The sequence below is a fragment of the Bacillus sp. NPDC060175 genome, assembly GCF_042728695.1.
Taxonomy (GTDB): domain Bacteria; phylum Bacillota; class Bacilli; order Bacillales; family Bacillaceae_G; genus Bacillus_A.
On record NZ_JBHWYR010000100.1, the window covers coordinates 1 to 13,965 of the forward strand.

General features: G+C 33.4%; 12 protein-coding genes and 1 pseudogene. 11 read left to right on the forward strand and 2 right to left on the reverse strand.

The window, feature by feature from the left end; all coding sequences use genetic code 11:
- Positions 1-92 precede the first annotated feature (92 nt).
- From ACFWDE_RS27405 to ACFWDE_RS27430, 6 genes are all read left to right on the forward strand, one after another.
- Entirely contained in the window at positions 93-1,484 is a 1,392-nt protein-coding gene (locus ACFWDE_RS27405) for an FAD-binding oxidoreductase (RefSeq protein ID WP_377895995.1), read from the forward strand.
- Positions 1,485-1,490: 6 nt separating this feature from the next.
- The gene (locus tag ACFWDE_RS27410) at positions 1,491-1,838 is read left to right on the forward strand and encodes a DUF4260 domain-containing protein (protein ID WP_016096389.1); all 348 of its coding nucleotides are present in this window, start codon (positions 1,491-1,493) and stop codon (positions 1,836-1,838) included.
- A gap of 25 nt (positions 1,839-1,863) precedes the next feature.
- Positions 1,864-2,400: a GrpB family protein gene (locus ACFWDE_RS27415; RefSeq protein WP_377895996.1), complete on the forward strand. Its 537-nt coding sequence runs from the start codon at positions 1,864-1,866 to the stop codon at positions 2,398-2,400.
- A gap of 180 nt (positions 2,401-2,580) precedes the next feature.
- Entirely contained in the window at positions 2,581-3,186 is a 606-nt protein-coding gene (locus tag ACFWDE_RS27420) for an FMN-binding negative transcriptional regulator (RefSeq protein WP_377895997.1), read from the forward strand.
- Between the two features lie 236 nt (positions 3,187-3,422).
- Complete coding sequence (locus ACFWDE_RS27425) at positions 3,423-4,535, forward strand: response regulator aspartate phosphatase (RefSeq protein WP_377895998.1); 1,113 nt, start codon at positions 3,423-3,425, stop codon at positions 4,533-4,535.
- Positions 4,535-4,726 (forward strand): Phr family secreted Rap phosphatase inhibitor, encoded by a 192-nt coding sequence (locus ACFWDE_RS27430; protein WP_377895999.1) that lies wholly within the window; start codon positions 4,535-4,537, stop codon positions 4,724-4,726. The genes ACFWDE_RS27425 and ACFWDE_RS27430 overlap by 1 nt, the downstream gene beginning before the upstream one ends.
- A 745-nt stretch (positions 4,727-5,471) precedes the next feature.
- Here ACFWDE_RS27430 and ACFWDE_RS27435 read toward each other — a convergent pair.
- Positions 5,472-6,938 carry a protein adenylyltransferase SelO gene (locus ACFWDE_RS27435; RefSeq protein ID WP_377896000.1) on the reverse strand — a complete coding sequence of 489 codons (1,467 nt, stop codon included), beginning with the start codon at positions 6,936-6,938 and terminating at the stop codon, positions 5,472-5,474.
- A gap of 402 nt (positions 6,939-7,340) precedes the next feature.
- On the opposite strand from ACFWDE_RS27435, the gene ACFWDE_RS27440 reads away from it, so the two are divergent.
- Positions 7,341-8,957 carry an FAD-dependent oxidoreductase gene (locus ACFWDE_RS27440; RefSeq protein WP_377896001.1) on the forward strand — a complete coding sequence of 539 codons (1,617 nt, stop codon included), beginning with the start codon at positions 7,341-7,343 and terminating at the stop codon, positions 8,955-8,957.
- A gap of 160 nt (positions 8,958-9,117) precedes the next feature.
- On the opposite strand, the pseudogene ACFWDE_RS27445 reads toward ACFWDE_RS27440, so the two are convergent.
- Positions 9,118-9,345 (reverse strand): annotated as a pseudogene (locus ACFWDE_RS27445) (hypothetical protein).
- A 267-nt stretch (positions 9,346-9,612) separates the two neighbouring features.
- Here ACFWDE_RS27445 and ACFWDE_RS27450 point away from each other — a divergent pair.
- From ACFWDE_RS27450 to ACFWDE_RS27465, 4 genes are all read left to right on the forward strand, one after another.
- Positions 9,613-10,740, forward strand: coding sequence for a serine hydrolase domain-containing protein (locus tag ACFWDE_RS27450; protein WP_377896002.1), 1,128 nt, complete (start codon positions 9,613-9,615; stop codon positions 10,738-10,740).
- Positions 10,741-11,043: 303 nt separating this feature from the next.
- Entirely contained in the window at positions 11,044-12,201 is a 1,158-nt protein-coding gene (locus tag ACFWDE_RS27455; protein WP_377896003.1) for an agmatine deiminase family protein, read from the forward strand.
- A 176-nt stretch (positions 12,202-12,377) separates the two neighbouring features.
- Positions 12,378-12,797: a phosphate-starvation-inducible protein PsiE gene (psiE, locus tag ACFWDE_RS27460; protein WP_002165314.1), complete on the forward strand. Its 420-nt coding sequence runs from the start codon at positions 12,378-12,380 to the stop codon at positions 12,795-12,797.
- Between the two features lie 177 nt (positions 12,798-12,974).
- On the forward strand, positions 12,975-13,965 hold a 991-nt coding region (locus ACFWDE_RS27465), incomplete at its 3' end, for a bestrophin family protein (RefSeq protein WP_377896004.1).

Genomic DNA, 13,965 nt, shown 5'->3' on the forward strand with positions numbered 1-13,965 from the left:
ATATAAAATTATATAAATTTCACTATTCTGATTATTTTGTATAAAAATGGTATAATTAATGTAGAGTAAATAATATAAAAGGAGAGTACGTAATGGAAATAACAATTGAACGTTTAGTAAATGAATTAAAGGATGTACTTCCTGAAGATCAAGTAGTGGTTAATAAGACGGTAAGAGAGTTACATAGTAAAGATGAATCTTACCATAATAGTAGTTTACCTGATGTAGTTGTTTTTCCAAAAACGATGGAAGAGGTTAGAGCAATAATGAAAGTAGCGAGTGAGCATAAAAAACCTGTCATTCCATTTGGAGTAGGTTCTAGTTTAGAAGGTCATATAATTCCTTATGAAAAGGGGATTACAGTTGATTTTTCATTAATGAACAAAATACTTGAAATAAGAGAGAAAGATTTTCTTGTGAAAGTACAACCAGGAGTTACTCGTTCTCAGCTCAATAAAGAATTGAAAAAGTACGGTTTGTTTTTTAGTGTAGATCCAGGTGCAGATGCAACGTTAGGAGGCATGGCTGCTACGAATGCGAGCGGAACGACAGCGGTTAAGTATGGCGTAATGCGTGATCAAGTTCGTGATTTAGAAGTGGTGCTTGCTGATGGGCAAGTGATACATACTGGCAATTTAGCGGCGAAGTCATCATCAGGTTATCATTTAAATGGTATTTTCGTAGGATCAGAGGGTACGCTCGGATGCTTTACAAAGCTAACTTTAAAAGTATACGGCATACCAGAACATATTATGGCTGCGAGAGCATCGTTTCCAACTATAAATGATGCAGTAGAAGCTGTTATTACTATACTGCAAGCTGGCATTCCAATTGCGAGAATAGAACTTGTTGATGAACTCTCTATGAAACAAGTAAATCATTATAATGAAACAAATTATAGAGAAGAACCAACACTGTTTTTAGAGTTTCACGGAAATGAAGCAGGTCTAACGCAAGATATCGAGTTTACGAAGGAAATTGTTTTTGATCATAAATGTAAAGAAGTTGCTTTTGAAACTGAAACTGCGGCGAGAAATAAATTATGGGATGCAAGACATAACTTAGCATACTCTTACGTTCATAGTTACCCTGGTAAAAAGCTAATGAGTACGGATGTTTGTTTACCAATTTCGGAATTAGCTGGCGCAATACAACATGCGAAAGAGACATTAGATAAAGTTGGTCTTGTTGGTGGTATTCTTGGTCATGTAGGAGACGGGAATTTTCACGTGCTCTTAATGATTGATCCAAATGATAAAGATGAAGTGAAAAAGGCAGATGAAATAAACGAAAGTATCGTACTGTATGCTCTTAAGCGTGGCGGAACGTGCACAGGAGAGCACGGCGTTGGAATAGGGAAGCAGAAGTATCAAGAAGAAGAGCATGGGGCTGCGCTTTTAGTAATGGAAAAAATAAAGAAAGCTCTTGATCCGCAAAATATTTTAAATCCGAATAAAATTTTTAAGTTAAAAGATAAGGAATGATGAAGTTTGGAGAAACGAATTATACATTTTGAAGGATTGGTCGTCTTATTAGCTGCGATTTATATATATGCATTATGTGGATTTAGTTGGTTATTATTTATCGTATTACTTTTTGCACCTGATTTAGCAATGGTGGCGTACGCTATCAACAAACGTGTCGGTGCACAAATTTATAATCTATTTCACACATATATCATATCAATATTACTTGTTTTAATAGGGGTCTATTTAAAGATGGATACGATTTTAATGATTGGTTTAATATGGACAGCACATATTGGCATGGATCGAATGATTGGGTATGGATTGAAGTATGAGACGGATTTTAAGGATACGCATATTCAGAGGTTATAAAAGTGATTTGAGAAGGATGGATCAATTGAAACGATTTATTACTATTGAGAAATATAATACACAATGGGAAAGTAAATTTTGTAAATTACAGACATTTATTAGTAACGTAATGGGAGAACTCATTCTTTCTATAGAGCACGTTGGGAGTACATCTGTTAAAGGTCTTGCTTCTAAACCGATATTAGATGTCGATGTTGTAATAGAAGATTATGATGTTTTTTCTAAAGTAATAAAGAGACTTGAACAGATAGGTTATTTTCATCAAGAAGAGTCGAGTTTTAAGGGGAGAGAGGCTTTTGGGAGAAAGGGTCAATATGTTCCGAGGGACGGGAAGAATACAATTTGGATGGAACATCATTTATATGTATGCGATAAGAATAGTGAAGAGTTAAGAAGACATGTAGCGTTTCGTGAGTATCTTCGTGGAAATCCAAACGTTGTTATTGAATATGGGAAGTTAAAGAAAGAGTTAGCAGAAACGGCGGGAAATCGCTTAAATTATAGCTTAGGTAAAACGGAATTTATTGAATATGTATTAGAAAAAGCTATGAAGGATCGTTGAATAAGGGAATTTGTATAAATAAAAAAATTGACTAAGGTGGCAGAAATCATATAATGCCACCTATTATTTTTGAAACAAAGGTTTTACTATATGCACTGACCTTATAAAACAATTATCATCTGTCCCTGCCCAATAATAAAGTTCATAAATATAATAAGAAGATAAGAAAAGAGGGAGCTTATGTACATACCAAAACATTTCACTATACAAGATGAAGAGACGAAGTACGAAATGATTGAACAAAATAGCTTTGCAACTTTATTTTCTCAACATAACGGAAATCCATACGCAACGCATTTACCGTTATTGTTAAATAGGGAAACACTTACTTTATCCGGGCATTTTGCACGTCCAAATGAGCAGTGGAAAGATAGTGGAAATCAACAAGTGTTAGCTGTTTTTCAAGGGCCACATAGTTACATCTCTCCGTCATGGTATGAAACAAATAAAGCAGTACCAACATGGAACTATGTTGCGGTGCATGTATATGGTGAATTAGAAATTGTTGAAGATGAACAGGAATTAATAGATTCTCTTCAAGATTTAGTACATAAATATGAAAATCCAAAGAGCACCTACTCACTGAATGATGTAGATCCGAATTATATGGAAGGATTAAGTAGGGGAATAGTTGGGTTTAAAATAAAGATAAATAAAATAGAAGGAAAAGCGAAGTTAAGTCAAAATCATTCTGTGGAGAGACGGAAATTAGTTGTAGAAGAACTTGAGAAAGTTGGTAGTGAGGGGAGTAAAGGGATTGCAGGGTTGATGAAGAAGGGTGTTTAAAATAATGGTGGAGTGTGAATACACATTTATAAAGTGTTAATATATTGTTTTTATAGTGATTTAGACGCTGTATTTATGAGGGGCAATTTTCTTTAGTGTTTTAAAAAAATTACAGCATGTGATTAATTTAATGGATTTAATGTTAAATAAATGTTGAGAAATATTAATGAGGTATTTATATCTTAATATCTATTTGTTATTATTTGTGTGAGAATATTCAAAAAAAGGGGGATCTTATGAACATTCCAGTGAAGGGAAGCGAACAGGTTACAAAGCAACTTAATGAATGGTATCAAGCAATATTACAACAACAATTGTCAAAAGCAACTAATTTAAAACAAGAAATTGATAAAAATATTGATGTTTTGAAACAAGAATCAAATAAAATGTTGCAAGAACAAAATTTATTATATTATTTCTTACTAGATTTTCGTTATAAAACGCTTGTTGATAGATTTAGTATCACAAAGAGAAGTTTTGACGAAATAGATTCTTTTAAAATTCCGACAGATGGTTTCTTATCTTATTATTACCATTTTTGTAAAGCGGTATATGCTACTATATTTAAAGATTATAAAGAAGCGAAAAAATATTATGAAAAAGCAGAGTTTTTTTTGAAAGACGTTCCAGAAGAAATCGAACACGCTGAATTTCAATCTAAGTTAGCCTTATTCTATCATAATAATAATGAACCACTTTTAGCTATTCACTATGCAACTATTTCAAAAGATATCTTCTCTAAACACCAAGGTTATGAAAGTAATACTGCTTCTTGCGAAAATACTATTGGAATGAGTTGTGTATCTCTAAAACAGTTTGAACAGGCCGAGGAACATTTAAATTCTGCATTAAATTTATTACAAAAAAATAATGAAGAAAGATTAATTTCATTCGTGCGGCACAACTTAGGGTGGCTATATGCAAATCAAAACCTTTCTGAATTAGCTATCCGTCACTTATCAGAAGTAACAGAGAAAATACCTAATCATCTCAAAGCTGTTTTTTTACAGGCAAGGGAATATTCTAAGTTAGGTGAAACAAATATATCTTCTACTCTTATTGAAAAAGGATTGGAACTTTGTTCAGAAGTAGAGAATGAAGAATATACACATCATTTCAATATTTTAAAAACATTAAATAGTAGTATGACTATCGAGGAATTAAAAAGGGTAATTGTTGCGGGGATTTCTTATTTCAAAGAAGAGGATCTTTCTTATTATGTAGAAGAATATGCTGAGGTGATGGCAGCTAGATTATATGAGGTGTGTGATTATAAAACGTCTAGTGAATATTTTTGTTTAAGTCTTGAAGCAAGAAAAACAAATTTAGCTAAAGGGGCGTTAAAATAATGAAGAAACTGAGTTTAATGGTAATGAGTTTAGCTGTTACAGGTATTACAGTTTTTACGATAAATACTACTCCAAAGATTCAACAAACAGCAACCGCAAATAATGTCGTCAATAAGTTACAATCGACTCACGGAGAAGGGTGGTCTCCAACGAGACCTGAGTTAGTATACTTAGAGGGAAGTCAACTCTAAAGTATTATTTTAAGAGTGCTAGCTTAAGTTGATATTATTTACTGGCTTGTAAACATTAAAGGTTTACAAGCCAGTTTTTTGTTGTTAGAGCTACCTTCAAATTATGTTGAAAGCAATCCATCATAATCTGAAAAATATTGTAATGAATTTTAATAAAAGATTGTGGAGGAATATAGTGAAAATACTGGAGCATGCAAATTCTCATTAGTAATATTAAAATGGATTCATTCTCTTCTCCTTTATTTTTATCAACATTTGTACAATAGCTGGATTTTTATATTCGGGAATAGTTGTTCCTTATCGATGTACCTGGATATAATAAGAAAAACTGAAGATTGAATAGAAGAATTTTAATAGAACAGTTACCAAGTTAACGCATTAGAAGGTAAAGGATTTGGAAAGAAATAGGTAGGAAGTAAAGAGCTCTCTTTTGTTCGTGACAGCTTGTTTGGTGTATGTACCTTTTTCGCATGGGAGGAAATTGATAGAGGTGATAATATACAACTGTAATCACATAGAATATGCTATCGATATGTAATACATAAAAGAAACGCAAACTAGAGTATTAAATTACATTTTTTTCACAAGATGGAGAAAAAATAGAAAAGGTGTTTTTATACGAAAACACCTTTTCTATTTATAATGTTCCTTTATGGCAAATAACGAATCGTGTACTTGAATTTAGTGGGAATTACACTAATAAATAATACAATTAGGAGCAGAAAAACAGTCTTAGTGCTCTAAATCACGTCCCGCAAAAAGTCCTATAAGGACGATTAGTCGGCGCTGGAGGCGTGCAGTAATCCGCTTGTTCCTGAGAATATTCATAAGGATTTGCTAACGCTTGAAGAAGTTTTTCCATTACGGTATAGTCTCCATCTTTAACAGCTGCTTCTAGTGCTTCTTCTACTTTGTGGTTTCTAGGGATGATTACTGGGTTGTTATTTTTCATTAATTTGTATGCATCATCTTTCGATTCTTTTTGTCTTTCTAACCGAGATTGCCATAGCTCGTACCATTCTTTAAATTCGGGACTTTCAAATAAAGGTGCATTTTCTAATGTAGTGTCAGTTAATGAACGGAATGTATTTGTGTAATCTGCTTTATATTTTTCCATTGCTTTTAAAAGTTTCTCAATAAGGGATTGATCTTGCTCTTCATTGCTAAATAGTCCTAATTTCTTCTTCATTCCGAGGAACCAATTGTTTTCGTACTGCACGCTAAACTTTGAAATTTCATCTTGTGCAATCTTTAGCGCTGCTTCTTCATCTTCGTGTAGAATCGGCATTAAAGATTCAGCTAATCGTGCAAGGTCCCATGCAGCCATATAAGGCTGATTTCCATATGCGTAGCGGCCTTTTACATCAATAGAACTAAATACTGTTCCTTGGTCATAACTATCCATAAAGGCACATGGACCGTAATCAATCGTTTCACCGCTAATTGTTATATTGTCAGTGTTCATTACGCCGTGAATGAAGCCGATGAGTTGCCATTTTGCGATAAGGCTTGCTTGTCTCTTAATGACTTCTTGTAGTAGTGCGACATATGGATTTTCAGTAGATTCAACCTCTGGATAATGTCTTTTTATCGTATAATCAGCTAAAGCTTTGAGATCTTCGATTGAGCCTCGAGCTGCGGCGTATTGGAATGTTCCAACGCGTATATGACTGCTTGCAACTCTAGTTAAAATAGCTCCAGGTAACTTCGTTTCGCGATAGATTGGTTCGCCAGTTGAGACTACTGCTAAACTGCGAGTAGTTGGAATATCAAGCGCGTACATCGCTTCACTAATAATATACTCACGTAGCATCGGACCGAGTGCAGCACGGCCATCACCGCGGCGCGAATATGGAGTTGGGCCGGAACCTTTCAATTGAATATCAAACCGTTCGCCTGAAGGGGTGATTTGTTCTCCAATTAAAAGGGCGCGACCATCTCCTAACATGTTGAAATGACCAAATTGGTGTCCAGCATATGCCTGAGCTAGTGGATGAGCTCCTTCTGGAATAGTATTTCCAGCTAAAATGGCAATTTCAGCGTCCTTTTTTAGTTCCTCAGGATTAAAGCCAAGAGATATTGCTAAAGAATTATTTAGTTTAATTAACTCCGGTGAGTGTACAGGAGTTGGGGGGATTTCGGTGAAAAATGATTTGGGCAGGTCAGTATAACTACTCTCTAAATTCCAACCAGTTTCGTTTTTATTAGTCATCGTATCTCCTCCTTTGTGTGTGTGTTTGAAATTTGAATTGTAATTGGTTTTTAATTATTTTCTTGTACTTATATGTATTCTGTGTGAGGTAAACTAAAAATATTATACGTTTATTGTAAATGATCCCCTTGAAATCTATTGTAAGGACTTCATTACATTGTGTCCATTTAACTGTCAAAAAAACAAAAAGAGCCTTCGTTATATAACGAAGGCTCTTTTTGTTTTTTTCCTTTTATTCATACACAGTCTTCATAGTTGTAGATGTATAAAAGGAAAAAAGAAATTTGGGGCGTAATCTATCTATATGATAATTCAAAATGAAATATAAGTCTATATTTTCGTTGATTTTTTGATTATATTTATGTCGCTGAGCTCAGAAGAATATATGTGGAGGGAAAATATATGAAATCAAAACATGTACCAGTTTTAATTGTTGGAGGGGGATTATCAGGATTAGCGTCTGCGTTATTTCTTGGAAAACAGAACATTGAGTACTTACTTATTGAAAGGCATCCGTCTACTGCAATTCATCCGAAAGCAGGCGGGATTACTTTTCGTACGATGGAGTTATTTCGAGAATTAGGTCTAGAAAAAAGAATTCGATTAGCTGGTAAAGCATTAGAGAATTGTCGCGGGAGAATCGCGGTTCAAACAATAGCTGAGGTTAAGAATGAAGAGTTGGAACAAATAAGGGCGGCTCAGTACGAAAATAACGAAAAGTTAGTTCGTAAAGTGAAAAAGATTAGCCCATCAAAACAAACTGCTTGTTATCAAATTACTTTAGAGGAGATGATGTTACAAGAAGCACAGAGATTAGGCGGGAAGCTATCTTTTTTTCATGAACTAGTTTCTTATGAGCAAAATGGAAACGGAGTAATCGCAACGATTCGAAATCGTGAAACGAAAGAAGAGAGCATGATTCATTGTGATTATGTAATTGCAGCGGATGGAGCGAAAAGTAAAATACGTGAACAGTTAGGTATTTTAACCGAGGGCCGTGGTACAATCGGTGGTTATTATATGAACATATATTTTGAAGCAGATTTGAGTGAATGTATTAAAGGAGACGCATTCGGTTTTACTATGATACTAAATCCAGAAGTAATTGGTGCGCTTATTCCAGTCGATAACGAAAGTAAATGGATTTATCATGTAGCTTATGATCCAGTAAAAGGGGAGCGACCAGAGGATTTCTCTATAGAACGCTGTAAACAAATTATTCAAACTGCAATTGGAAGTACGGATATTAAGCCAGAAATATTAAGTGTTTTGCCGTGGGAAGCGAGTGAAAGTACAGCGGTGAAATTTCAGGACAATCGCATTTTTTTAGTTGGTGACGCGGCACATATTATGCCGCCAACAGGAGGATTCGGTTCAAATACAGGGATACAAGATGCACATAATTTAGCTTGGAAATTAGCGGCTGTTATAAAAGGGAAAGCAAATCCCAAATTATTAGAAACGTATCATGAAGAGAGATATCCTGTTGCGAAATTAACGACGGACCATGCGAGTAGTATATTATTTCGTGCAGCGAATAGAGAGGAAGGTAATTTGAGTAATATGGATAGTTTAGCTGTCACTGCTGGTTATCAGTATTGCTCAGAAGCAATTATAGACGAATGTAACACTTCGCATAGAATGGATATAGTGGATTTGAACGGACGCCCTGGAACGCGTGCACCACATTTTTTTGGAACTTATGGAGGAAAAGAAGTTGCGATACTTGATTTATTTGGTAGCAACTTTGTATTACTTACTGAGGCAGGGCATAGTGCTTGGACTGAAGCGGCACGTGACGTTTCATCTGAATTAGGAGTAAGTATAAAAGTATATCGGGTTGGTTTAAGTGGTGATTTCATCGATCAAGGTAACTCTTTTAGAAAATTATACGGGATAGAAAATGGAGGAGCGGTAGTAATAAGACCAGATGGATTTATAGGGTGGCGTACGGAAAACGAGGTCTTAAAGCCGAACGAATTACTTGAAGACGTAATGAAGCATTTATTGTGTAATTAAATAAGAAGCACTGCTTGTATTTCAGCGGTAAGTTTATGTAAAAGGAAAAGAGCGTTAAAAATGTAAATCTTTTATGAAGAAAATCTAAAGAAATGTCGTAGGAGTGACATTTCTTTTTTAATATGTTGTATAATCAAGTTAAAAATGAGATTCGTTTTCATTAACGTTCATTTCCTCTTTTGAAGTTACCTGTAATTTTAGCCATAATAAGTTGTTTTTCTTTTTCATTATTTGCCCGAGTTATTTTGTTTAAAAATTTTTCAGCGTCATTTCCTTTTAAAAATACAATCTATTTTACGTAATATTCAATTATAACCATTTTTTTTTTTGTTACCTGATAATGAAATATCAAATCATCTAAACGATTGCGTTTATCAGTCTTTTTCAAATTAACAGCTCCATTCTTGTTAATGTGTAGCGAATGTTACATAAGAAATTGAAATTCAAGTTGGATGCATCCGATTGTAAGGTGGAAATTTTACAAAAAAGAAATACAATAGAGAGTAGTCAAAATTTGAGTGTAAGAAAAAGGAATCTAGTGTAATATGATGAATGATAGATAGATTATAAAATGTTTGAAAATTAATAGATATAGCATAAGAATAGAATGGAATAGAATAGTATAAAGTGAAATTGGATAAAAGAGGGTTCCTATATGTTTAAGAAATGGTTAATCGTTTTCTTTGTTTTTGCTATTTTTTGTGGGAGTGTCGCTGCACTCATACATGCAAATAAAGAAAAGAAATACAGTTTGAAGGCATTTTCAAATTTTGAGGATAAGGTTGGAAATGATAAACCGAAAGTTGATGCAAATCAGCAAAAACGTTATGATATTGCAGCAACGAAACTCGATCAATATTTAAAAGATAAAGGATTTAACGGAACGGTTCTCGTAACAGATAAAAATAATGTAGTTTTACGAAAAGGCTACGGGTATGCGAATGTGAAAGATCAAGTATTAACAACGCCAAGAACGAAATATCGAATTGGTTCTATTACGAAAACAGTCGTTGCAATATCTATATTACAGCTAAGAGAAAAAGGGAAATTAAGTATAGAAGATAATGTGAATAAATATATTCCGTCGTTTCCGGCAGATAAAAATATTACGTTAAGAAATTTGTTAACACATACTTCTGGATTGCCAGAGCAGGGACAAGGTGGTGTTGATGCGGCATCACGCTTAAAGTTAGTAACATGGATTGGAGCGCAAAAGTTGCAATTTCCTGCAGGAACAGGATGGAAATATACAGATTATAATTATATGGTACTTGCGTATATTGTAGAAAAGTTATCGAATAAAACGCTGGCTGAATATGTGAAAGAAAATATTTTTACTCCTGTTGGAATGCATGAATCTGGGATGGGGGCAACTTTTCCTGGAGATATGTTTTTAGCAACAGGATATACGAAAAAAGATAATGAATTAATAGCTACGCCTCGTTTAAGAATGAATTGGTTATATGGTTGTGGTGAAATGTACACTACTGCTGATGATATGAAAAGGTTAGATGAGGCAATTATAGATAGTAAATTACTTTCTAAGCAAAGTTTATCAGATATGTTTACTGTATCACCCGCTAGAAAGTATGGATTTAGTTTCTATATTAATGCAGATTATAATCATAATCATGGAGTATTAGCTGGATGGAACACATTTAATAATTTTAATGGAGATACACGAATTTTTGTAATTCTTTTCTCTAACGTACAAAATGGAATGAACGATGCATTTAATCAAGAGTTTAGAAAGATGGCGAAAGATTTAATAGAAGGAAAATAATTATTTGAAAATCGGTATTGATATGAAATTATCAATACCGATTTTTTTTTTATTTAGTAATGTGTTATTTAGTGAACAAGCAGGTATGAGAGGGGATTAATATTAGAATAAATTTATGAAGGAAGTTAAATGATATTAATGTTAAATATAGGAAATGTATTTTGTGAATGTCATCTATTTGTATTGAAATTATGTGATTATCATGCGGAAGAATAATTGGTAATTTTTACATTGATGAAAAAGCTTGAGCTTCACACTATGTTAAGCCTTACATTATTGGAGACATGAACAGGAGGTTGAAAAATGAAAAAAATAGTAAAGTTTTGTTTAATAGCTACATTATCTACAACGATTATTAGTGGGTGTTCTTTTGAAGGAGGTAATGAAAATGCAAAAGGGAAAGAGAGTGAAAAGGTAGAGGAACAGAAAAAAGTTGGAAAATATACGATGCCGGATGAAAAAGATAAACATGAAGGCACATGGCTACAATGGCCACATGAATACACATATGGTCAAGAGTATAAGCAGGAAGTTGAACCTATTTGGATTAAGATGGCAAGTGCTTTAACTGAGGGTGAAAAAGTCCACATTGTTGCATACGATGAGGAGGAGAAAGAGCGAATCAATAAGCTTTTAATAGATAAAGGGCTAAATATGGAGAAAATTGATTTCTTTATCGCTCCTACTGATGATGTATGGGCAAGAGATAGTGGACCAATTTTTGTTTATGACAATAATAAAAATCTAAAAATATTAGATCCAGCATTTAATGGTTGGGGGAAGAAAACTCCTTATAAAAATGATGCCCGTGTACGTGAGAATGTTAGTAAACAATTAGGGATTGAAAAAATTGATTGGGGGAAATTCGTCCTTGAAGGTGGCGCAATTGAATTAGACAGCAATGGGACTGCTTTATTAACTCGAAGTGCAGTAACGAATAAAAATAGAAATCCTGATTTATCAGAAAAGGAAATTGAAAAATATATAAGTGACCTTGGGGTGACAAACTTTATTTGGTTAGACGGAGTGCCTAATTTAGATATTACGGATTTTCATATTGATGGATTTGCTAAATTCCATGATAAATCTACCATTGTAACGATGAAAGAAGATGACTTGGCGGAATGGGGCTTGTCAAACAAAGATATGGATAAATTGTTAGATGCAAAAAATGCTTCAGGAAAGAAATATAAGTATGAATACTTACCGCTTAGTAAAGATAAAGTTACTTTAGAAGGTGGAAAAACTCTCGATTATAAGGGATCGTATATCAATTATTATATTGGGAATAAAGTGGTATTGGTTCCTAATTATAATGATCCAAATGATAAAATCGCAAACGATACGATTCAGAAGTTATACCCAGATCGCAAAGTAGTGGGAATTGACGTGAGAGAACTTTATAAAAATGGCGGAATGATTCATTGTGTTACACAGCAACAACCCATTCAATTGAAGTAATCGATTATAGTTTCGTTATGTTGCTTTATAGACAAAATAGGTGAAATGCTATCTTTACCTATTTTGTCTTGTTTTAACATCTGTAATAAGAGTTAAATGTATAATTCTTATGTAATGATAATTAAATATAAATATATTGTCATTATTGTTTTATATGGAAAAGGAGAAAAATGTTTGTGTTAAAGAATTTAAAAAGAGTATTTTCGTTTTTCCCTATCGTTCTACAGTACATTATAAATGTAGCTTTGATCTGTTTGGGAATTGTTTTAAGTGTGTTTCTTATGAAAGAAGTCATTCAATTTATACAAGAACTTAAATTAAATAGTGAGGAATCTAGTTATCATTTAATTGATAGCATTGTCGTATTCTTTTTATATTTTGAATTCATCGTAATGATTATAAAGTATTTTCAAATGAACTTTCATTTTCCATTACGTTATTTTATATATATAGGTATTACGGCTATTGTTCGTCTAATTATTATAGACCATGATAGTCCAATGGATTCATTGATATATGCTTGCGCGATTCTTGTATTAATTAGTGCTTTATTCATTGCAAATTCTAAAATAATGCGTCGTGATTTAGAAGAGTGAACATTTGTTGTTTAAATCAAAAAAGATGTTTTATCTTTTGGCAAAAAGGAGTAACGGTATTGAAAGAAATAATCTTAACCAGTTTCATAATAATAGGGTTTATGATTCTACTATTTAATTGTATACTTTCATAATTTAAAGAATAACAAGTTAATAAAGAAAGAGGTTTTTGTAAATATGGTTCATTACAATAATCAAAATAGTTTACATCAAATATTTACATTAAAGGGAACAGTTATAAGAGATATTTTCCCGCAAATTTTATTATATATATGTGTTTCAACGATAGTAACTGTAATTAATTATTATTATGCAGCAATAAAAATTAATCAAACTCCTTGGGTAATTGTTGGAGGGGCTTTAGGTCTACTGTTAGTTTTTCGTACTAACACTGCCTATGATAGGTACTGGGAAGGTAGAAAGTTATTTGGCGCGATTGGTGCCTGTACTAGAAATTTAGCAGTTAGTTTTTTATGTCATTGGGAGTCTGAAGGGAAAAAGACGGATCAGGAAAAGCTAAAATTTTTACATTTATTAATTGCTTTTCCAAAGATAGCGAAAGGACATTTGAGAGACGAAAAAGATTTATCCGAAATAAAAGCATTGTTTGATATTTGTTCTGAGAAGGAGAAAGAAATGTTGACTGATTCTATTCATTTACCGATTAGTATAGTTTTTATGTTAAAAACTATACTATCAAAAGGTTTGAAAACGGGTCAAATTCATCCAAATGCAATAATTAATATGGAAGCTGATTTGAATACTCTACTTACGGCTGTGGGTGGATGTGATCGGATCAAAACAACGCCCATTCCTTTTGCATATTTTGCTCATATTAAAATTTTACTGCTCATATTTTGCGGGACTTTATCGATTGGTCTTGTTGATAGTCTTGGATGGTTTACAGTACTTGCAACTACGTTTATAAGTTTTGCATTTATAGGAATTGAAGCAATAGGGGTTGAAATTGAGGATCCATTTGGTCAGGATCCAAACGATCTTCCGCTTGAAGCAATTTGTATAGGGGTAGAAACGCATTTAGTAAATTTATATAATCAAAACGCCCTATTAGAAGTCATGGATTTGAATCCGTCGGCATGGAGGCCAGCCACGGTGCCGCGCACGTCCACGCCTACGACCGGGTCAAGCAGGCGGTCCGCTCCGAGAC

Excerpts from the sequence above, each read along its gene's own strand:
- ACFWDE_RS27405 (WP_377895995.1), top strand. The coding sequence starts at position 93 with ATGGAAATAACAATTGAACGTTTAGTAAATGAATTAAAGGATGTACTT.
- ACFWDE_RS27420 (WP_377895997.1), top strand. The coding sequence starts at position 2,581 with ATGTACATACCAAAACATTTCACTATACAAGATGAAGAGACGAAGTAC.
- ACFWDE_RS27425 (WP_377895998.1), top strand. The coding sequence starts at position 3,423 with ATGAACATTCCAGTGAAGGGAAGCGAACAGGTTACAAAGCAACTTAAT.
- ACFWDE_RS27430 (WP_377895999.1), top strand. The coding sequence starts at position 4,535 with ATGAAGAAACTGAGTTTAATGGTAATGAGTTTAGCTGTTACAGGTATT.
- ACFWDE_RS27435 (WP_377896000.1), bottom strand. The coding sequence starts at position 6,938 with ATGACTAATAAAAACGAAACTGGTTGGAATTTAGAGAGTAGTTATACT.
- ACFWDE_RS27440 (WP_377896001.1), top strand. The coding sequence starts at position 7,341 with ATGAAATCAAAACATGTACCAGTTTTAATTGTTGGAGGGGGATTATCA.
- ACFWDE_RS27450 (WP_377896002.1), top strand. The coding sequence starts at position 9,613 with ATGTTTAAGAAATGGTTAATCGTTTTCTTTGTTTTTGCTATTTTTTGT.
- ACFWDE_RS27455 (WP_377896003.1), top strand. The coding sequence starts at position 11,044 with ATGAAAAAAATAGTAAAGTTTTGTTTAATAGCTACATTATCTACAACG.